We start from the raw sequence: 20,254 nt of genomic DNA, 5'->3' as shown, positions 1-20,254 counted from the left end.
GTTAGTTCTTTTTATAACGATTGCATGTGATTATTGCGCCCTATAACTCAAAAATGTAATAAGAAGGGGTATCCATGTCTGAAGCAACACTAGCGCCGCCCAAGGCGCGCGGAGCGCCGTTTCGGGTCATGCCGGGGTTTAAGCTGTCACTGGGCTTCACGCTCTTTTACCTGGCCTTGATCGTCCTCATTCCCTTGTCGTCGGTGTTCCTGAAAACCTTCACCATGACATGGGACGCCTTCTTCAGCGCCGTCACGTCCGAGCGCGTGATGGCGTCATACCGCCTGACGTTCGGCGCCTCGCTGATCGCCGCCCTGCTGAACGTGGTGTTTGGCGGCATCCTGGCCTGGGTGCTGGTGCGCTACAAGTTTCCCGGCAAGCGCATCATCGACGCGCTCGTCGACTTGCCGTTCGCCTTGCCGACGGCCGTGGCCGGCATCACCCTGACGGCCCTGTATTCGTCGAACGGCTGGTTCGGCCAGTTCATCGAAGGCGTGCTGGGCATCAAGGTGGCGTTCACGCCGCTGGGCGTGGTGGTGGCGCTGACCTTCATCGGCTTGCCATTTGTCGTGCGCACCGTGCAGCCGGTGCTGGAAGACGCGGAAAAGGAACTCGAAGAAGCGGCCGCCAGCCTGGGCGCCAATTCCCTGCAAACGTTTATCCGCGTCATCTTCCCCACGATTCTGCCATCGTTGCTGACGGGCTTTGCGCTGGCATTTGCCCGCGCCACGGGCGAGTACGGTTCCGTGATCTTTATTGCCGGCAACATGCCGATGGTGTCGGAAATCACGCCGCTGTTCATTATTACCAAGCTGGAGCAATACGATTACGCAGGCGCCACGGCCATCGCCGTGGTGATGCTGGTGGTGTCTTTCCTGCTGTTGTTGACGATTAACCTGCTGCAAGCATGGACGCGCGGAAAGGCGAAGAAATCATGAGTACGAATACGACTGCCGCCGCTGGCGTGGACACTGCGCCGCCAAAAGCGCGCCGCTTCGAGCCGAATGTCGGCCCCGTCGTGCTGGAACCGTTGTGGGTGCGCACGGTATTGATCACCATCGCCTTGCTGTTCCTGACGGCATTCCTCATCGTGCCCCTGGTGGCCGTGTTTGCCGAAGCGTTCAAGAAGGGCTGGGAAGCGTATATCGCCGCCATCATCGATCCGGACGCGATTTCCGCCATCAAGTTGACCCTGATCACGGCGGCCATCGCCGTGCCGCTGAACCTGGTCTTCGGCGTGGCCGCTTCCTGGTGCATCGCCAAGTTCGACTTCCGCGGCAAGAGCATCCTGCTGACCCTGATCGACTTGCCGTTCTCCGTCTCGCCCGTGATTTCCGGCCTGATCTATGTGCTGATGTTCGGCGCCCAGGGCTGGTTCGGCCCGTGGCTGCAGGCGCACGACATCAAGATCCTGTTTGCCGTGCCCGGCATCGTGCTGGCGACGATCTTCATTACCTTCCCGTTCGTGGCGCGCGAACTGATCCCGCTGATGCAGTCGCAGGGCAGTGAAGAGGAAGAGGCCGCCATCGTGCTGGGCGCCTCGGGCTGGAACACATTCCGCCGCGTGACTTTGCCAAATATCAAATGGGGTCTGCTGTATGGCGTGATCCTGTGCAACGCCCGCGCCATGGGCGAGTTCGGCGCCGTGTCCGTCGTGTCCGGCCACATCCGCGGCGAAACCAACACCATGCCGCTGCAGGTGGAGATTCTGTACAACGAGTACAACTTCGCCGCCGCGTTTGCCGTCGCCTCCCTGCTGGCCCTGCTGGCGCTGGTGACTCTGGCCCTGAAAGCCTTTATTGAGTGGCGTTTGAACGAGAGCGACGCCGACGATTCCGCCTTACGTTCCACGGAGCACTGATATGACCATCGCAGTTAAAAACATCAATAAACGTTTCGGTGATTTCGTCGCCCTCGACAATATCTCGCTGGACTTTCCCGCCGGCGAACTGACGGCCCTGCTGGGCCCGTCGGGTTGCGGCAAGACGACTTTGCTGCGCATCATAGCCGGTCTGGAACACCCTGACAGCGGCCAGGTGCTGCTCGATGCGGAAGACGCGTCGAACCGCCACGTGCGCGAGCGGCAAGTCGGTTTCGTATTTCAACACTATGCGCTGTTCAAGCACATGACCGTGTTCGAGAACGTGGCCTTTGGCTTGCGCGTGAAGTCGCGCAGCGAGCGCCCGTCGGAAGACCAGATCCGCCGTAAAGTGAAAGATTTGCTGGAACTGGTGCAGCTGGACTGGCTGGCCGACCGCTATCCGCCGCAACTGTCGGGCGGACAACGCCAGCGTATCGCCCTGGCGCGCGCCCTGGCTGTCGAGCCGCGCGTGCTGCTGCTCGACGAGCCGTTCGGCGCCCTGGATGCCAAGGTGCGCAAGGAATTGCGCCGCTGGCTGCGCCGCCTGCATGACGATCTGCACGTCACCAGCATTTTTGTGACGCATGACCAGGAAGAGGCGCTGGAAGTGGCCGACCAGGTCGTGTTGATGAACAAGGGCACGGTCGAGCAATTGGGTTCGCCTGAGCAAGTCTACAACCACCCGGCCTCGCCGTTCGTGTATGGCTTCCTGGGCAACGTCAACCTGTTCCACGGCCGCGTGCATGACGGCGTGATGGCGACCGGCGACGCCAGCTTCGAAGTGCCCGATTACGCGGGCGTGAGCGACAGCAAGGGCACGGCCTATGTGCGTCCGCACGACCTGGAAATCGACCGCTACACGCAGGGCGCCGAAGGCATCGTGGTGAAGCTGAGCCGCGCCCATGCGATCGGCCCGCTGGCCCAGCTGGATTTGCAGCGCGTCGATAACAGCGAGCTGATCGAAGCGGTGATGTCGAACGAGCGTTTTACCCATCTGCAGCTGAAGGAAGGCGAAACGCTGGTTGTCCGCCCGAAACGCCTCCACGTGTTCGTTGAACCAACAAGAACCTAAAGGCTGAAAATATATGAACTTTCAACAACTGCGTTCGATCCGCGAAGCGGCCCGCCGCGGCTATAACCTGACGGAAGTGGCGAATGCCCTGTTCACGTCGCAGCCGGGCGTGAGCCGGCAGATCCGCGAACTCGAGGACGAGCTGGGCGTGGTGATTTTCGAGCGCAACGGCAAGCGCTTGACGGGCTTGACGGAACCGGGCAAGGGCATTTTGAAAATCGTCGACCGCCTGCTGATCGAGGCGGAAAACCTGCAGCAGGCCAGCCTCGAATACAGCGGCCAGACCAGCGGCACCTTGTCGGTGGCGGCCACGCACACGCAGGCGCGCTATGCGCTGCCGAAAGTGGTGCAGAGTTTCCGCGCCGCCTTCCCCGAGGTGCGCATCGCGCTGCAGCAAAGCGCACCGGAACATATCGCGGAATGGGTGCTCTCGGGCAAGACCGATATCGGCATCGCCACGGAAGGCCTGAGCCAGTTCCCCGACCTCGTGTCGTTCCCGTGCTACCGCTGGAGCCATCTGATCGTCGTGCCGGACGGCCATCCGCTGCTCGAACATTCGCCGATCCGCCTGGAAGACCTGGCGAAATACCCGCTGATTACCTACGACAAGGGTTTTACGGGCCGCGGCCATATCGACGATGCGTTCGCCAAGGCGGGCGTGACGACCGACATCATCCTCACGGCCATGGATTCCGACGTCATCAAGCAATACGTGGCGCTGGGGCTGGGCGTGGGCATCGTCGCCTCAATGGCCTTCGACCATGGCCGCGACAAGGGGCTGCGGGCCGTGGAAGCATCGCACCTGTTCGCCACCAATACGACGCGCCTGGCCGTGCGCCGCGGCGCCTACCTGCGCGCCTACGCCTACGAGTTCATCCTGCAGCTGGCGCCGGACCTGACGCGCGAAGACATCGACCGCGCCATGGCGGGCGAGGACGCTCTTTAAGCCAGCGCGGCCCGCTGTGCGCGGGTCAGGCTGGCCACGGCGCGCGCATGGCTATCCTGCACCAGTTCCGCCAGGTAATCGGCCGGGAAGCGCGCCACGTCGACGATGGTGATCCAGTGAAAGCGGCCCATGTAGCGGGCCGGTTTCACGCCCGGCATGTCCGTCAGTTCGATGAAGCGCCCGGCGCTGACGCGCAGGCTGAAGCGCCATTGTTCCGGCGCGCTGGTCTTGAAATAGGCAAACTTCTTGCCGCTTACCTCATACATGAGGATGTTCGACGGCGCACCGTACAGTACGGCTTGCGCGCCGGGCAGGGCCGCGCAAAATTCCTTCAGTTCATCTGTCGTCATTCGTCCACCGCCATGCATGGTTGCGTGTTGTGGGCGATGGCCTCGGGCGGCGATTTATAGATGGTGGAGGGGGCGCGCGCCGCCAGGTCGGCTGCGTCGGCCAGGTGCCAGCTGGGCATGGTTATCCGATATCAAGAAGAGTGAACCCATGGTAGCCGATTGCGTGTCAGGATGACCACGCCTTCCTTCATGCTGGTTGCCGCAGGGCTACACCACCGCTTGGGATGTGCCGATCTACAACAATCTTGCTTCCTGAAGCGGCGTCCGGTCGCGGCAAGGATGGTAGCACGCCCCGTGATAGCCGTTCTCGGTAAGAAACTGATGGGGCCGATTGAAAATGCCAATGGTAAAATTTGTTTCTTTTATTGCACTTTGGTTTCTTGAATGATATCTTTTGTCCAATCGCAAAGAAATATAACAAAAATATAATCAACGTTGTAATTTTTGAAATTTATCAATAGGGGAAATTATGAATACGACTAAACATGCGCTGCTGGGTCTGTGCCTGAGCGTTTCGGCTTTCCTGGCGCCATTGGCCCAGGCCGCAAGCTGGGTGGAAATCACCGATCCCGCCATGAGCGGCTTCTCGGTGGGCGGCAAGACCGTCACCTACGGCAGCGTGGCAGCGGACTCGGTCTGGGTCTATGACGGCGCCAACCCGTCCGGCGCGCAAAGCGCGGCCGCCATCCAGAGCTTGGTCAGCAGCAAGTTTGGTCTGCCTTCCAGCGGTACCGGCTCGCTGGTCTTTGCCGCCCAGGGCGACCTGGAAAGCGGCAAGTCCGGTTCGTTCACCGTCAACTCCAGCTTCGACTACCTGGCCGTGCATTATGGCCGTGGCGAACTGCTGTTCCACTGGGACACGCCGCTGGCCGCGAATACGGTTTTCAGCATTGCCAACCTGCCGCGCGGCCTGAGCAATTTCCGCGCCTACAGTTCGGTATCGGCCGTGCCTGAGCCAGCGACCTACGGCATGCTGATGCTGGGCCTGGGCCTGGTCGGTTTTGTCGCGCGCCGCCGCCGCGCCTGAGCCTGAGGCGCCTGCGGGCGCTTGTGCTAAAGCATGAAAAAAAGCCCGGAAACGCGATGCGTTCCGGGCTTTTTGCATGGCAGGGGGGGATTTACCAGCTATAGCCAGCCTTGGCGTAGTAATAGCGGCCGTTGAAGCCGTTCGGCGCGAAGATGCTGTACGGCTGGGTACCGTTGACGTTCAGGTTGCCCGCGCTCGTCACTTGCGCCGGATAGCGGTTGGTGACGTTGTCGATGCCGGCCACCAGACGCCAGTTCTTGCCCAGTTTCACGGAACCGGAGACGTCCAGCACCCATTGCGGGTCATACGTCTGGTCCAGCTTGACGTCGTTTTGCGGCACGGTGAAGCTGCCGTAGCGCGTCACGACGCCGTGCGCATTCCAGATGCCGAAGCCGTAGTCGGCGGCCAGGCTGAACTTGTCCTTCGGCGACGCCACCGTGATGCGGTCGATGCTTTGGCGGTCGATCAGTTTCAGGTTGTTGGCCGTCAGGATGGCCGGATTGTCGGCGATTTTCCGTACCGTGCTCTTGTTGTGGTTGTACGCCACGGTGAGGTCCAGGCGGTCCTTGTCCTGCAGGTCGATGCGGTAGGTGCTGACGATGTCCACGCCTTCCGTGCGCGTATCGACGGCGTTGGTGAAGTAGCGCGCCGCGCCCACGGTCGAGCCTTGCGTCGCCAGCTGGGCCTTGAGCTTGTCGTTCAGCGCCAGGTTGGCCGAGAACAGGATGCGGTTGTCGATGTCGATGCGGTAGGCGTCGACCGTCGTGGTGAAGTTGCGGCTGGGCTGGAACTGCAGGCCCAGGCTGTAGTTGCGGGCCTTTTCCGGCTTCAGGTCTTGCGCTCCGAGGGCGCGCGCCTGCGGCGTATTCACGGCGAAGGTGCCCGTCTCGATGGCCGTATTGTTGCCGTTGATGACCTGGAAGTTGGTGGTGGTGATGGTGTAGTACTGCTGCGCCAAGGATGGCGCGCGGAAGCCGCTCGACACGGTGCCGCGCAGGGACAGCGCATCGGTGAACGCATAGCGGGCCGAGCCCTTGGCCGAGGTGGTGCTGCCGAAATCGCTGTAGCGCTCATGGCGCAACGCCACGCCGCCCGACAGTTTCTTCGTCGCTTCCGCTTCCAGGTTCACATAGATCGACTCGTTGTGGCGCGAGTGGCTGCCCGCGTTGACAGGACGGAAGCCGGCAAAGCCTTGCGAACCGCCGCCCGTGTACGACGCTTCATCGCCGGCGCCGATCGTGTACTTTTCATGGCGCGCCTCGGCGCCCACGGCCACCGTCAGCGGACCGGAAAAGAACGCGACGGGGAATTCGCGTGCCGCATCGAGGTTGAACACGGTCTGCTCGTTCTTCAGCGAGCCGGCATAGAAATGCGTGGGGCTGTTGGCGCCCAGCGCCTGGTTGACCGTATTGTCCAGGTCCAGTTCGAACTTGTTGCTGCCGTAATTGAGGCTGGCATCCCAGCGCCAGCCGGCCGCTTCGCCGCGCAAGCCCGTCACCAAGGACTGGTCCGTCAGGGTGCTGTTTTGCAGCGGCAAAAAGCCTTCCGGGAAGATCGGCGTGCGCTGCGAGTACACCTTGGTGTTGGAATCCTGGATCAGCGCCGTGCGCCAGGTGGCGGCGGCCGAGGTGTCGCGCTTGCCGTAGTTGCCGAAGGCATACCAGTCGAGATTGTCGCTGATGCGGTATTCGCTGTTGAGGAAAATCGTTGCCGGCTTGCTTTCCGGGTCGCCATAGCGCTGGTTGACCTTGCCGTAGCGCGGCTCCAGCGGATTGCGGAAGTCGGCGCCGGCGCGGTTGGTCGGGTCGCGTTCCGCCACTTCGGCCGAGACGCGCACCCAGCCGTCGTCGCCCAGGGCGAAGCCGGCCGAACCCTTGATGGATTTTTGCTTGCCGTCGCGTTCCTGCGTCTGGCCATAGCCCACTTCGACATCGCCGCCGGCCGCGCCTTTTTTCAGGATGATGTTGATCACGCCGGCGATCGCGTCGGAGCCGTACTGGGCCGCGGCGCCATCGCGCAGCACTTCCACGTGGTCGATGGCGGCCAAGGGGATGGCGTTCAGATCGACGGGCGCCGAGCCGCGGCCCAGCGAACCATTGACGTTGACGACGGCCGAGGTGTAGCGGCGCTTGCCGTTCACCAGTACCAGGGTCTGGTCGGGCGACAGGCCGCGCAACTGGGCCGGACGCACGGCGTCGCTGGCGTCGGCGCCCGTGGCGCGGGCGAAGTTCAGCGACGGCAGCAGGCGCGCCAGCACGGTGGCCAGTTCGCCCGATCCCGTGCTTTGCAGGTCGCGCGAAGTGAGGATGTCGATCGGCGATTCGGAATCGATGGTGCGGCGGTTCTTGGCGAAGGTGCCGGTGACCACCACCGATTGCAATTCGCCTTCGGCCGGCAGCTCTTGCTGCGCTTGCGCCTGCATCGGCAGGCTGAAGCAGGCGACCAGGCTGGCGGCGATGACGGTTTTTACGGGGAGGGCGGGAAGCTGGGAGCGGGCGTTGCTTGAACTCATCGACGATATCTCTTCGGTTGGTGGTTGCGCGGACCATGGCGGTCCGGTGATGCAATCAGATTAACAGTGGGCACGCGGCGTGCTTACGAATCGTTCTGTCTATCGATATGCAATAAATATCTGAAAGACGTCAACATGGTGCGCGTAGCGCATATGGCCTCGTTTCCAGCATACGGCCGGGCAAGGCAAGGCCGCAATGCTGCACAGCAGTAAATTGGCAGCTGTTGTATAAAAGCGACTATGTATAGGAGAGCCGGGCGCCTGCTGCCCCGGATTAGGCGCACTGGCATAGGTGGCGTTCACCGTCCCCGCCAGTTCCGGCGACAGCGCGACTGGATGCGCGTGCATATTCTGCCGCCACTGTTACACGCTGGTGACGCCGATGATGGCAGAGGTATTTCGCCGTCAGCTGCCATCGAGCAGCTCGTCTCGACATGGCGTGCGTCAGCTTGTACAGGTTCTGGACGGAAACGATGCGCGGCAAGTCTTTCAGCTCGGCTTGCTTGAAGTATTCGCACACGCCTCACGGCGCCTCGTTCGACACGCCGATGTGGACGATCTTGCTTTGGTCGCTCAGCTTGCCCATCACGGCCAGGGGAGATCAGAAATGCTCCGACGACATCATGCCGGAACTGGGGAGGCTTTTCGAGTAGCGCTTCGGTTTGGCCGGTGTGTTCATCCTGACACTCTTCCTGAACGTTGACTCAGGCAACGCCGCGTAGGATTTGTGCAACAGAGCCCCGCTAGAGATCAAAAATAGGACTGGTCCTATTTTTTTGATGCCAACTTCACATTAGTCTGTAAGTGCTCAAATGACAATTAATGGTGCCGATTGGCGGAAATTATTTGGAATTCGACAATTCAATACGCTAATTAATTAATAATTTCAAAACTCGGTTTATTTAAATAATTCAATGAGCGTGGTTTTGAAAAAAATACTTGCGTGGGGCTTTAAAAGGAAAAACGAAATTAATCAGAAATTCCGCAGATCGGAAACATTGACAAGGCGCGCAATATCCGTGGAAGTTTAATTTTTTGGATAAAAATATACACCGCGTTCAGAGTGGTCGCGGCGATCCATAACAATATTCAGGAAAAGTCGAATCTATGAAGTTTTTTATATTTTCCGGGCCCGCATGTGTGTCGCTGTTTTTGCAATCGACGCCAGCATTTGCGACGCTAGGTGCTCCTGTGGTCGCGCCGGCTAGTAACGCTAAAGCGGGAAATGGAGCGCAGTCCAAGGTTAGCGGCCGCATGAGCAACTATCGCAATTATGCGATTAACGAAAAAATAGACCAATCAGGCACTACGGTGCGGGAATACATCAATGCCGGTAATGTTGTATTCGCTGTCAGCTGGCAAGGGCCAAACATGCCAGACCTGCGACAGTTGCTGGGCAGCTATGCCGATCAATATGCGTTTGCCGCTAGCCAGCGGAAATCAGGTCAGCGTGGTGTTGCAATTCAGTCCGACCAATTAGTACTCCGTTCCGGAGGTCATATGCGTTCGTTCGCTGGAAGTGCATATGTGCCGGGCCTGCTGCCGCAAGGCGTGACTTCAGACGATATTCGCTAACAGGAAGAAAATAATGCGCTTCCTGATATTAGCGTTGTTCCTGCTGCTGCAGGCTTGCGGTAACGAAAATCGCGTTGGGAACACGGCGCCGCCATCCACAAATACCGTTGAACTTCCCGCAAACACCGTTGCAGTGGTGGTCGATAGCGGCCCCTTGATTTCTGGAAAATCAATCAATGCAATCAATACGCCCTACGTTTCAATCACTGTTTGCGTGCCTGGCAGTTCCACGCAATGTCAAACGATTGATCATATCTTGCTTGATACAGGCTCAATCGGTCTGCGAATAATTTCCTCGGCATTCGCTGCAAATGTACCGCTGCCAGCGATGCTTAATACAGAAGGCAGACCTATCGCAGAGTGCACCAAATTTGCCGATGGTTACAGTTGGGGCTCCGTGAAACAGGCAGATGTGCGTATGGCTGGCGAGGTCGGCCGCAACATTCCAATACAGATCATTGGCGATAATACCTTTCCCTCTGTACCTAGTGGCTGCTCCAGTGCCCTAAACCCACAAAACACCGTGGAAACTTTTCATGCCAATGGGGTGCTTGGCGTCGCGTCATTCGTGCAGGATTGCGGAGCGAATTGCGCCGATCGCAATGTAGAGGGATGGTATTACGCCTGCTCGGACCAAGATTGCAGATCCACGGCGATGCCGTTAGCCAAGCAGGTAAGCAATCCAGTCGCATCATTTCAAAAAAATAACAATGGCATAGTGTTGCAATTGCCAGAAATTGATGCCAAGGGTGTTGCCAGTGCTACCGGCCTTTTGACTTTTGGCATCGGCACACAATCAAATAATTCTCTGGGTAGCGCCAACATCTATACCTTAAGCAGTGTGGGAAATCTTGAAACAGTATATCAGGGGCGAGTATTGCAAGGATATTTTGATACAGGTTCGAATGCTTTATTTTTCGACGATCCCGCCATAGCTGTTTGCAACAATGCAGCCAGAATGTTGGTATTTTACTGCCCGAGTTCCAGCTTGAGTCGTAGTGCGGTCAATACCGGAGCCAACGGACGCAGCGGTTCTATTAATTTTGATGTGGCTACGGGAAACAGTACTGTGTTTGGTAAGCAAACCGGAATAGGCGTAGACGCTAGGGATTTTATCTGGGGACTTTCTTTTTTCTTTGGCCGTACAGTCTACACTGCGATTGAAGGAATGGACGCTGCCGGTACGGTAGGTCCCTACGTCGCATATTGAAATTTTGACCTTGGAATTTCACACGCAATACTAAAGTATCTTAAATGAAAGGAGGAATGGCGCCGGGTTGAGGTGAAGGTTTTAAATTTAATTTCATATAAGTAAAAAAAGGAAATGAAATGATTAAACTGAGAGTATTTCTCATGAGTTGTACGGTATTTGCCATTGCCGGTATTTTAAACGGCTGCGGAGGCGATGCTGAAAAAGGAGCGGAGCCGGGAGCTCAAGTTAAATCGCAACTAGCTGCCCGGGGTGCACCTATTGCCGCAAAAGAAGGATTGTTAATCAGCGAAGTTGCCGCAAACTATAGACGCGATAAGGGTTCCGCATGGCTTGAGGTATATAATAACTCGAGCACAGCAATTGATTTGAGTGCCTACAAGTTGCGATCAGGGGGGCTGAATGTTTCTAACTACTCCCAATTGTACAAAAATTCATTGTCCTCCATAGACGTAAGCCCGGTGCCTGTGATATTTAACCTGCCGAAAATAATGATTCCTGCAGGCGGGTATTTTGTCTTGGCAGGAAGAGATTATACGGGCTTGACCGATGCCGAACAGCAATATATTACAGCCAATAAGACAGGCCACGCCTATATTATTGACGCTACAGGAAAGTATGTTCCTTATTGGACCGATGCGACTGGCTTTGTGGAACTACTTGATGCAACAGATGCCAATAATGTGAAAACGGCCGATTTTGTCCGATTTGGAACGGAAATGACTAGTCCGGTGACGGCCAATTTCTGGAATAATGGCAGCGTTAAGAGTGTAGAAAATGTCGCAGCGTTCCCGGAAAGAATAACCCATGAAGTAAGTTTCTCGTTCGATCCCCTTGATCATAACAGTGCGTCAATAGTGCGACTGAGCAATAAACTCAGGACAACGGGTACAAACAATGACTGGACCTTGGTGGGGTTTCCCACCCCTGGCGGCAAAAACGACGTGGACGGAACTGCAACGGATAGTGATAAAGATGGGATTCCAGATTCCGCGAAGGTCAATGGTGGAACTTTTGCGGGCCTGGACTTGTATGGTATGGGCGCGCGTCCGGGGCAAAGAGATCTATTTATTCACATCGGCTATATGCTGGATCCGAGCAATCCAATCATCGACTTGCAGAGCGCCGCACTAAAAAATATTGTAGATGCTTTTCAGGCGAATCAGCGTAAGATTTCTGTGCATTTTGATGCTGGAAATAAGTTCTCCCCGACGTTTGATGCGGTAAATTATAATTTGTCTGGTAATGTATCGCATGAGCAGCGCCTTGATCCCTGCACTCAACTTACATCACCACTTGCTGATTCTGTTTATGGTCTTAACGCACTTGAATCAGGCTGCAAAAATTTATATGCCTATTCCAGTGCCGTGGATGTACGTCGCAGAGCGATCTTTCGATATGCTTTAATGGCCAGCAAGAATAAACCTACGGTCTCAACTGCTTCTGGCCTTGCCGAACTTCCTGGAAATAAATTTCAGGTGACAATGACAGACTTGCTTCCTGGCGCCTTTCCTGCAGGTCAGGAGTATCTTAATTTTCGAATAAATACCCAGGCTAGCACGATCATGCATGAATTGGGCCATACGCTTGGATTACGTCATGGGGGCGACGTTCATGATCACCGTAAACCAAATTATTTTAGTGTCATGAATTATTTGTATCAGCTTAATGGATTGCCATCTTCGGCCAAAGAGATTGGTGTACTGGAGCGTTTCTATCATTCGCGGAATAACTACTCTACAAATGTCAACGCAATACGTATCGGTAATCAAATAGTTGGCTACAATTATGCTGTGCCTGGATATTATAGGCAAGGTTCATTTGGACTTTGTAATTTGGTTAATGGTCCTTGCAGTACCCCGAATATGAAGATTGATTATTCGGATGGAAGTGGAGGTAGTTTAGATGAATATGCTGTCGATGAAAATGCCTATATCGGACGTGGTGCGGATCCGGGCGTCTATGGCGATTGGAATGCAAATAATATGAAAGAAACATCTACTTATCAAAAATTTATTTCTGATCATGCGGTAGGAGGTGTCATTAAAGATCATAATGATTGGGCGGCAATTAAGCTTGTAGTAGGGAGAAATTATAAAGACCCTACGACCAGTGGCTACGCAAAACGTCTTGCCAGGCCTAACGTAAAGCCTCAACTCATCATAGGTACCGTTGCAACGGAAGAATCACTGGCAGCTCCCCTTCATTAATGATGATTTTTTGAACGTGGAATGTGTTTATAATGTGGCGGTGATGCCTGGAAAAGAATATGCCTGGCTTGGCGGCAAGGAGAACTTGGTATTCCCTCTGCCACCGCACCGCCCATCGCGAACAGGACCTGGAACGCTGAGTGAGTGGCTGATTCGTTCGGATTTTCGCTTGAAATTCATGTAGGGGTTTGGGATTTCTAAAGCGGCAAATTTCCAGAAATTGAATGAATCAGTGCTACCCTGGCGTTTTCCAGGCACCTCGCATTACCGCTTCCGCCATATCGATGCAGTTGACGCCGCGCGCCTAGTCGGGTTGGCTGTGCGCTTCGGCTTCGCTAAGCTGCTCGTCGAAGGTCATCGTGCCCAGGCAGATCCCGCTCACTTCCAGGCTGCTGGAACCGAGTCTGACCTTGTCTATCATGCCGCCTGTTTGCCGCGCAGCGCGCGCGCGCAATCCTTGATCAGGGCGGGACCGGCGTAAATCAGGCCGCTGTACAGCTGCACCAGTTGCGCGCCCGCCTCGAACTTGGCCAAAGCATCCTTGCCCTGCATGATGCCGCCCACGCCGATGATGGGCAAGGCGTCGCCCAGTTCCGCTTTCAGCAGGCGGATCACATTGTTCGACAATTCGAACACGGGCGCGCCCGACAGGCCGCCCGCTTCCGCGCCGTGCGGCATGCCTTCGACGGCGCTGCGCGACAGAGTCGTGTTGGTGGCGATGACGCCGTCGATCTGGTGGCGCGTGAGCGACTCGGCGATGCTTTTCACCTGCTCGCCATCCATGTCCGGGGCGATCTTCAGGGCCAGCGGCACGTAGCGCTTGTGCTTGTCCGCCAGGCGCGCCTGCGCGTCCTTCAGTTGCGACAGCAGGGCGTCGAGTTCCGACGCGCCCTGCAGCTGGCGCAAATTCTTCGTGTTCGGCGACGAGATGTTTACCGTCACATAGCTGGCGTAGGGGTAGACTTTTTCCAGGCACAGCAGATAGTCGTCGGCCGCCCGCTCGATCGGCGTGTCGGCGTTCTTGCCGATGTTCAGGCCCAGCACGCCGGCGCGTTCCTGGTAAAACTTCGACGCCTGCACGTTGGCAACAAACGCGTCCACGCCGCCATTGTTGAAACCCATGCGGTTGATGATGCCCTGCGCCTGCGGCAGGCGGAACATGCGCGGTTGCGGATTGCCCGCCTGCGCGCGCGGCGTGACGGTGCCCACTTCGATCGAGCCGAAACCCAGGTCGGCCAGCGCGTCGATGTAGGCGCCATCCTTGTCCAGGCCGGCGGCCAGGCCTACTGGATTGGGGAAGGTGATGCCCATCACCGTGCGCGGGTCCGCCGCCGGTTTGCCGGCCAGCTTCGTCAGGCCCAGCGCGCTGGCGCGTTTCAGGGCGGGCAAGGTGAAATGATGGGCCGCTTCGGCATCCATCGAAAACAGCAGGGGACGGGCGAGGGAGTACAGGAATTTTTCAGACATGGGGCGCTTTGAGTAGGTATGCGGGCTGCCGGGAAGGGCTGGCGGCGCGCGAAATAAGTGCCGTATTTTACCGTGTTCCGCGCGGCTGCCGGGTGTATAGTTCTTGTTGGTCTGATGCAATATTGAGTCCTTGCTAATTCGCATCCGGCCGCGGACTTTCCTGTTTCTTCCCTGTTCCCTTCACTTCATAAGCGAGACATCGATTGAAAAAGACACGCATCCTGACCGCCATCGCGGCCGCCAGCGCACTGCTGCTGAGCCACCCGGCCCTGGCCTTGCCCAATACGCAGGACACCCGCATGCTGAGTGAACCGGCCGTCTCCAGCCGCCACATCGCCTTCATCTATGCGGGCGACGTATGGCTATCGAACCTCGACGGCGGCGGCGCGCGGCGTCTCACTTCCGACCTGGGCGACAAATCGAACCCCGTGTTTTCGCCCGACGGCAGCCTGATCGCGTATAGCGCGAACATCGACGGCAATGTCGACGTGTATGTGATCGCGGCGGCGGGCGGCGTGCCGCGCCGCCTGACCTTCCACCCGGGCGCCGACCTGGCGCAATCGTTCACGCCCGATGGCCAGGCCGTGATGTTCACTTCGCCCCGCGCCGCCTTCAACAACCGCTTCCAGAAGCTGTTTACGGTGCCCGTGGCGGGCGGCGTGGAAACGCAGCTGGAAATCCCGAACGCGTCGCGCGCCACGTATTCGCCCGATGGCAAGCGCATCGCCTACAACCCGCTGATGCCTGCCTTCAAGCAGTGGAAGCGCTACCGGGGCGGCACCAATTCCTGGCTGTGGCTGTTTTCGTCCAGCGACAAGTCGATCGAAAAAATCCCCCAGCCGACCACGCGCTCGAACGACGTCGACCCCATGTGGATCAAGGACACCGTGTACTTCCGCTCCGACCGCAACGGCGAATTCAACCTGTTTGCCTACGACGTCAAGACGAAAGCCGTGCGCCAGCTGACGCGGCACAAGGATTTCCCCGTGCTGAACGCGTCGGCCGCGAACGGCACCATCGTCTACGAGCAGGCCGGCTATCTGCACTCGTTTGACATCGCCAGCGGCCAGGCGCGCAAGCTGACCATCGGCGTGGCCAGCGACCTGGGACAGACGCGCGCCCGCTGGGTGAAGAACGCGAAATACATCCGCGACGCCTCGATTTCGCCGTCGGGCGCGCGCATCGCCTTCGAATACCGGGGCGAGATCGTCACCATCCCCGCCGACAAGGGCGACGTGCGCAACCTGACGCAGACGGCCGGCGCCCACGAGCGCACGCCGATCTGGTCGCCCGATGGCCGCTCCGTCGCGTATTTCTCGGACGAGTCGGGCGAATACGAGCTGCATGTGCGCGCGCAGGACGGCAAGGGCGCCGTGCGCAAGTTCAAGCTCAATGGCAGCGGCTTCTATGACAACGCCGTCTGGTCGCCCGACAGCAGGAAGATCGCGTTTGCCGACAATGGCTGGAGCATGTACGTGATCGACATCGGCAACGGCAAGGTGCAAAAAATCGCCACGGAGCCGATGTATGGCGTCGACAAGAGCATGCGCGCCGCGTGGGCGCCCGATTCGCGCTGGCTGGCCTACACGCTCAATTCGCCCACCTACACGCGCAGCGCCTACATCTATTCCGTCGAGCAGAACAAGTCCATGCCCGTGACCGATGGCCTGTCCGACGTGGCCCAGCCCGTGTTCGACAAGAGCGGCAAATACCTGTACTTCTTCGCGTCGACGAATGCGGGCCCCAGCAACAACTGGTTCTCGCAGCAGAACGAAGACAACCTGGTGACGCGCACCGTGTGGATGGCCGTGCTGCGGCGCGACCTGCCGTCGCCGCTGATCAAGGAAAGCGACGAGGAAAAGGCCGCCGGCGCGGAGAGCAGGAAAGACACGGCGAAGGCGGAAGCGGAGCCGAAGAACGAGCCGAAGATCGATCCGAAGATCGATCCGAAGACGGGCCGCGACGACCCGAAAGTGGCGGTGGCGCCCGTGGTGCCGATCCACATCGATTTCGACGGCATCGCCACGCGCATCGTCGACCTGCCGCTGCCGGCCGCGCAGTTTTCCAGCCTGACCGCCGGCGCCGCCGGGCAGATCTTCCTGCTGCGCGAAAGCGACGGCAAGAAGGCCGTGCAGCGTTTTGACTTGAAGGAGCGCAAGGCGGAAACCGTGGTGGCGGAAGCCGATGATTTCGAAGTATCGGCCGATGGCAAGAAGCTGCTGTACCGCCAGAAGGACAACTGGGCCATGGGGTCTGCCACGGGCAAGCTGCTGGCGCCGGGCGAAGGCAAGATCAAGGTCGACGCCATCGAAGTGAAAGCCGATCCGCGCGCCGAGTGGGCGCAGATTTTCAATGAAGTGTGGCGCATCAATCGCGATTATTTCTATGACCCGGGCATGCATGGCGTGGACTGGAAGACCATGCGCGACAAGTACGCCGTCTTCCTGCCCGAGTTGTCCAGCCGCGCGGACCTGAACCGCCTGATCCAGTGGATGTGCAGCGAACTGGCCGTTGGCCACCACCGCGGCGGTGGCGGCGACGATTTCATCGAGGCGAAGAAGGTGCCGGGGGGACTCTTGGGCGCCGATTACGAAGTGAGCGACGGCCATTACCGCTTCAAGAAGGTGTATGGCGGCTTGAACTGGAATCCGGCCCTGCGCGCGCCGCTGACGGAGCCGGGCCTGAACGTGAAGGCGGGCGAATACCTGCTGGCCGTCGACAGCCGCCCGCTGGCGCCGCCGACGAATATCTACAGCGCCTTCGAAAACACGGCCGGCAAGGCCATCGACCTGACCGTGGGACCATCGGCCGACGGCAAGGGCGCGCGCACGATCACCGTGGTGCCCGTGCCGACGGAAGATGCCTTGCGCAACCGCGACTGGATCGAAGGCAATATGCGCAAGGTCAATGCGGCCACCAATGGCAAGGTGGCGTACGTGTACGTGCCGAATACGGCTGGCCTGGGCCACACCTACTTCAAGCGCTACTTCTTCCCGCAGGCGGACAAGCAGGCCATCATCGTCGACGAGCGTTTCAATGGCGGCGGCAGCGTGGCCGATTACTACATCGAGATCCTGCAGAAGAAGGAAATCGCCTGGTGGACCATGCGCTACGGCGCCGACATGAAGACGCCGTCCGCCTCGATCCAGGGGCCGCGCGCCATGCTGATCGACGAGACGGCCGGCTCGGGCGGCGACCTGCTGCCGTGGATGTTCCGCAAGAACAACATGGGCCCGCTGATCGGCAAGGCCACCTGGGGCGGCCTGGTGGGCATCCTCGGCTTCCCCGTGCTGATGGATGGCGGCACGATCACGGCGCCGAACCTGGCGTTCTGGACGCGCGAAAACGGCTGGGGCGTGGAAAACGAAGGCGTGCCGCCCGATATCGAAGTCGAGCAAACGCCGGCCGACGTCATCGCCGGCCGCGATCCCCAGCTGGAAAAGGCGATCGAGGTGATCCAGGCCGAACTGGCGAAGAATCCGCCCGTGCGGCCGGCACGTCCGGTGTTTCCGGACAAGAGCAGGTAACAAGGCGTAGGTCGGATTAGCGGCGCCGCCGAGGCGCAGCGTAATCCGACACCATTGTTGGCTTTGCAGTGTCGGATTACGCGGTGTACCGCCGCTAATCCGACCTACCCGATTTTACAGGACGACCCACTGCCCCTTGATCCGCGCTTCCAGCGGCTTGAAGTTGATTTTATAGGCCATCTTCGGGCTTTGCGCGATCCAGTAGCCCAGGTAGATGTAGGGCAGTCCCAGTTCCTGCGCCTGGGCGATCTGCCACAGCACGTTGTAGGTGCCGTACGAGGCGCCCGGCACGTCGGGATCGAAGAATGTGTAGACGGATGACAGGCCGTCGGCCAGCACGTCGATGATGCTGACCATGCGCAGCGTGCCTTCGGCATCGCGGAACTCCACCAGGCGCGTGTTGACCCGGCTTTGCAGCAAAAATTGCGCGTACTGGTCGCGGCTGTCCTGGTCCATGCCGCCGCCCGCGTGGCGCGTGCTCTGGTAGCGCAGATACAGTTCGTAGTGCTCGTCGAGGAAGGACAGGGTGGCCACGCCCGCCTGCAGGTCGGCGTGCCGGCTCCACGCGCGGCGCTGGTTGCGGTTCGGCGTGAACTCGCCGGCCACCACGCGCACGGGGATGCAGGCCTGGCAGCCGTCGCAATACGGGCGGTAGGTGAAAATGCCGCTGCGGCGAAAGCCGTTGCGCACCAGTTCCGAATACACGTCGCTGTTGATCAGGTGCGAAGGCGTGGCCACCTGGGAGCGGGCCTGGCGATCGTCCAGGTAGCTGCACGGATACGGTGCCGTCGTGTAGAACTGCAGGGTGGCAAACGGTAGTTCGTTCAGGTGCGTCATGCTGATCCTGTCTGGTCTGTCCGCAGCAATCGAAATGTGCCTGGCGGTGTGCCTGGAGATATCATAGCTTTTTTACGCCGGCGGCGCAGCATGCCAATCGGTGATTTGCGCTGCTTCAATGGCGATCCTTACATGGGCCAGGAAGCGGGCGCGCGAAATGGGCGCCGCGCCCAGCGAGGCCAGGTGTTTCGTTTCTTGCTGACAGTCAATCATGGCCACGCCGTGCGCCCGCAAAAAGCGCACGAGGTGCGCCAGCGCGATCTTCGAGCCATCCGAAACGCGGGCGAACATCGATTCGCCGTAGAACATGCGCCCGATCGACACGCCATACGCGCCGCCCACCAGTTCGCCGTCCAGCCACAGCTCCGACGAGTGCGCATAGCCCAGCTTGTGCAAGCCCGTGTAGCCGGCGATGATGTCGTCGGAAATCCAGGTGCCCGGACCATCCTTGCGCGGCGCCGCGCAGGCGCGCATGACGGCGTCGAAATCGCCGTCGAAGCGCAGCTGCCAGCGTCCGTCCGTGGCGGCGCTGCGCTCGACCTTGCGGATCGCCTTGGCCAGGCTGTCGGACACCTTGAAGTCCTCCGTCATCAGCACCATGCGCGGATCGGTGCTCCACCACAGGATGGGCTGGCCCTCGGAAAACCAGGGGAAGATGCCGCGCTTGTAGGCGTCGAGCAGGCGCGCGGGCGACAGGTCGGCGCCGGCCGCCAGCAGACCGGGCGCTTCGTCGGTGAGGGCGCGCGAGACGTCGGGGAACGGGGTGTGGATGTCGAGCCAGGGAATCATGCGGCGTCAAAAATGGCAGGTGATGGGGGCTTACTCGGCATCCGTGCGCGCCATCGGGCGCGTGATGTCGCCCGTATGCACACCGTAGCTGCCGCCTTCGCGGATTTTCACGCGGTCGGCAAAGAACAGTTCCAGGGTGGCGCGGATGGTGGGGAAGGCCAGGTCATCCCAGGGTATCTGCGCTTCCGTAAACAGGCGCACGTCCAGGCTTTCGATGCCGGGCGCGAAATCGAGGTCGCGCAGGCGGGCCAGGTAGAACAGGTGCACCTGGTGCACGCGCTGCACGTTGAGCAGCGAAAACAGGGGACCCAGCTCGATATTCGCGCCCGCTTCCTCCACCGTTTCGCGCTCGGCCGCGTCGGACGTCGTTTCGTCGTTTTCCATGAAGCCGGCCGGCAGGGTCCAGTAGCCGAGGCGCGGCTCGATGGCCCGCTTGCACAGCAAGACCTGCAACTGGCCATCCTCTTCCCAGACGGGAATCGAGCCGACCACCATTTTCGGGTTCTGGTAATGGATGGCGTCGCAGTTGGCGCACACATAGCGGGGACGGTTGTCGCCTTCCGGAATGGACAGGCTGACAGGATGGGCGCATTCGGAGCAGAATTTCATGGGCAGGCTTAGGAAAATGGATGTCTAGTGTAACGCTTACTGTACACCGATTGCGCGCTGTGTGGCGTGACGGGCGGACACAATGCCAATCGGCAATTGGCCGGACTTTGAAATTAAATGGCTCTATTGCAGGCGAAGTTGAGATAGCTATTGCCTAAGCCGCCCGTTTGCCCTTATAATTCGAGTGCGGGGTGGAGCAGTCTGGCAGCTCGTCGGGCTCATAACCCGAAGGTCACAGGTTCAAATCCTGTCCCCGCAACCA

Annotated in this window: 15 protein-coding genes, 1 tRNA gene and 1 pseudogene; 10 read left to right on the top strand and 7 right to left on the bottom strand. The window is 59.0% G+C overall.

Going from position 1 to position 20,254, the window contains the following annotated elements:
- Positions 1-128: 128 nt before the first annotated feature.
- Genes cysT through AC07VH_RS19855 form a run of 4 tightly spaced genes read left to right on the top strand, consistent with a single transcriptional unit; the run spans position 129 to position 3,879 of the window.
- Complete coding sequence (gene cysT, locus AC07VH_RS19870) at positions 129-938, top strand: sulfate ABC transporter permease subunit CysT (protein WP_070224513.1); 810 nt, start codon at positions 129-131, stop codon at positions 936-938.
- Positions 935-1,861 (top strand): sulfate ABC transporter permease subunit CysW, encoded by a 927-nt coding sequence (gene cysW, locus AC07VH_RS19865; RefSeq protein WP_494787751.1) that lies wholly within the window; start codon positions 935-937, stop codon positions 1,859-1,861. Before cysT ends, cysW begins: the two co-directional genes overlap by 4 nt.
- A 1-nt stretch (position 1,862) precedes the next feature.
- Positions 1,863-2,933 carry a sulfate/molybdate ABC transporter ATP-binding protein gene (locus AC07VH_RS19860; RefSeq protein WP_035821525.1) on the top strand — a complete coding sequence of 357 codons (1,071 nt, stop codon included), beginning with the start codon at positions 1,863-1,865 and terminating at the stop codon, positions 2,931-2,933.
- A 13-nt stretch (positions 2,934-2,946) separates the two neighbouring features.
- Entirely contained in the window at positions 2,947-3,879 is a 933-nt protein-coding gene (locus tag AC07VH_RS19855; RefSeq protein WP_494787750.1) for a CysB family HTH-type transcriptional regulator, read from the top strand.
- Here AC07VH_RS19855 and AC07VH_RS19850 read toward each other — a convergent pair.
- Together AC07VH_RS19850 and AC07VH_RS19845 are read right to left on the bottom strand one after the other, a co-directional pair.
- The gene (locus AC07VH_RS19850; protein WP_494787749.1) at positions 3,876-4,229 is read right to left on the bottom strand and encodes an MmcQ/YjbR family DNA-binding protein; all 354 of its coding nucleotides are present in this window, start codon (positions 4,227-4,229) and stop codon (positions 3,876-3,878) included. The two genes, AC07VH_RS19855 and AC07VH_RS19850, sit on opposite strands and share 4 nt — an antisense overlap.
- The gene (locus AC07VH_RS19845) at positions 4,226-4,348 is read right to left on the bottom strand and encodes a hypothetical protein (protein ID WP_475414707.1); all 123 of its coding nucleotides are present in this window, start codon (positions 4,346-4,348) and stop codon (positions 4,226-4,228) included. Before AC07VH_RS19845 ends, AC07VH_RS19850 begins: the two co-directional genes overlap by 4 nt.
- 812 nt (positions 4,349-5,160) lie before the next feature.
- On the opposite strand from AC07VH_RS19845, the pseudogene AC07VH_RS19840 reads away from it, so the two are divergent.
- Positions 5,161-5,256, top strand: a pseudogene (locus AC07VH_RS19840) (FxDxF family PEP-CTERM protein); the annotation flags it as partial.
- Between the two features lie 91 nt (positions 5,257-5,347).
- Here the strand turns inward: AC07VH_RS19840 and AC07VH_RS19835 are convergent.
- Complete coding sequence (locus tag AC07VH_RS19835; RefSeq protein WP_494787748.1) at positions 5,348-7,768, bottom strand: TonB-dependent receptor plug domain-containing protein; 2,421 nt, start codon at positions 7,766-7,768, stop codon at positions 5,348-5,350.
- Positions 7,769-8,875: 1,107 nt separating this feature from the next.
- Here AC07VH_RS19835 and AC07VH_RS19830 point away from each other — a divergent pair.
- The 3 genes from AC07VH_RS19830 (at position 8,876) to AC07VH_RS19820 (ending at position 12,763) form a co-directional block, all read left to right on the top strand.
- The gene (locus AC07VH_RS19830; RefSeq protein WP_494787747.1) at positions 8,876-9,343 is read left to right on the top strand and encodes a DUF2844 domain-containing protein; all 468 of its coding nucleotides are present in this window, start codon (positions 8,876-8,878) and stop codon (positions 9,341-9,343) included.
- A gap of 13 nt (positions 9,344-9,356) precedes the next feature.
- Positions 9,357-10,553 (top strand): DUF3443 domain-containing protein, encoded by a 1,197-nt coding sequence (locus AC07VH_RS19825; RefSeq protein ID WP_494787746.1) that lies wholly within the window; start codon positions 9,357-9,359, stop codon positions 10,551-10,553.
- 119 nt (positions 10,554-10,672) lie between these two features.
- A complete protein-coding gene (locus AC07VH_RS19820; RefSeq protein WP_494787745.1) occupies positions 10,673-12,763 on the top strand; it encodes a lamin tail domain-containing protein in 2,091 nt (696 codons plus the stop codon).
- A 417-nt stretch (positions 12,764-13,180) separates the two neighbouring features.
- Here AC07VH_RS19820 and AC07VH_RS19815 read toward each other — a convergent pair whose 3' ends face one another.
- Complete coding sequence (locus AC07VH_RS19815; RefSeq protein ID WP_494787744.1) at positions 13,181-14,230, bottom strand: quinone-dependent dihydroorotate dehydrogenase; 1,050 nt, start codon at positions 14,228-14,230, stop codon at positions 13,181-13,183.
- A 203-nt stretch (positions 14,231-14,433) separates the two neighbouring features.
- Here AC07VH_RS19815 and AC07VH_RS19810 point away from each other — a divergent pair, with 203 nt between their 5' ends.
- The gene (locus tag AC07VH_RS19810) at positions 14,434-17,757 is read left to right on the top strand and encodes a S41 family peptidase (RefSeq protein WP_494787743.1); all 3,324 of its coding nucleotides are present in this window, start codon (positions 14,434-14,436) and stop codon (positions 17,755-17,757) included.
- Positions 17,758-17,871: 114 nt separating this feature from the next.
- Here the strand turns inward: AC07VH_RS19810 and AC07VH_RS19805 are convergent, their stop codons facing one another.
- The 3 genes from AC07VH_RS19805 to AC07VH_RS19795 all read right to left on the bottom strand — a co-directional run bounded on the left by AC07VH_RS19805 (position 17,872) and on the right by AC07VH_RS19795 (position 19,992).
- A complete protein-coding gene (locus tag AC07VH_RS19805) occupies positions 17,872-18,594 on the bottom strand; it encodes an arginyltransferase (protein WP_475418118.1) in 723 nt (240 codons plus the stop codon).
- 72 nt (positions 18,595-18,666) lie between these two features.
- On the bottom strand, positions 18,667-19,383 hold the full coding sequence (aat, locus tag AC07VH_RS19800) for a leucyl/phenylalanyl-tRNA--protein transferase (RefSeq protein WP_494787742.1): 717 nt from the start codon (positions 19,381-19,383) through the stop codon (positions 18,667-18,669).
- A 30-nt stretch (positions 19,384-19,413) separates the two neighbouring features.
- Positions 19,414-19,992, bottom strand: coding sequence for an NUDIX hydrolase (locus tag AC07VH_RS19795; RefSeq protein ID WP_475414603.1), 579 nt, complete (start codon positions 19,990-19,992; stop codon positions 19,414-19,416).
- A gap of 185 nt (positions 19,993-20,177) precedes the next feature.
- On the opposite strand from AC07VH_RS19795, the gene AC07VH_RS19790 reads away from it, so the two are divergent.
- Positions 20,178-20,254: transfer RNA gene (locus AC07VH_RS19790), tRNA-Met, on the top strand.

The organism is Janthinobacterium sp. GW821-FHT03C10 (assembly GCF_059420865.1).
This window is presented reverse-complemented; position numbering and strand designations above follow the sequence as displayed.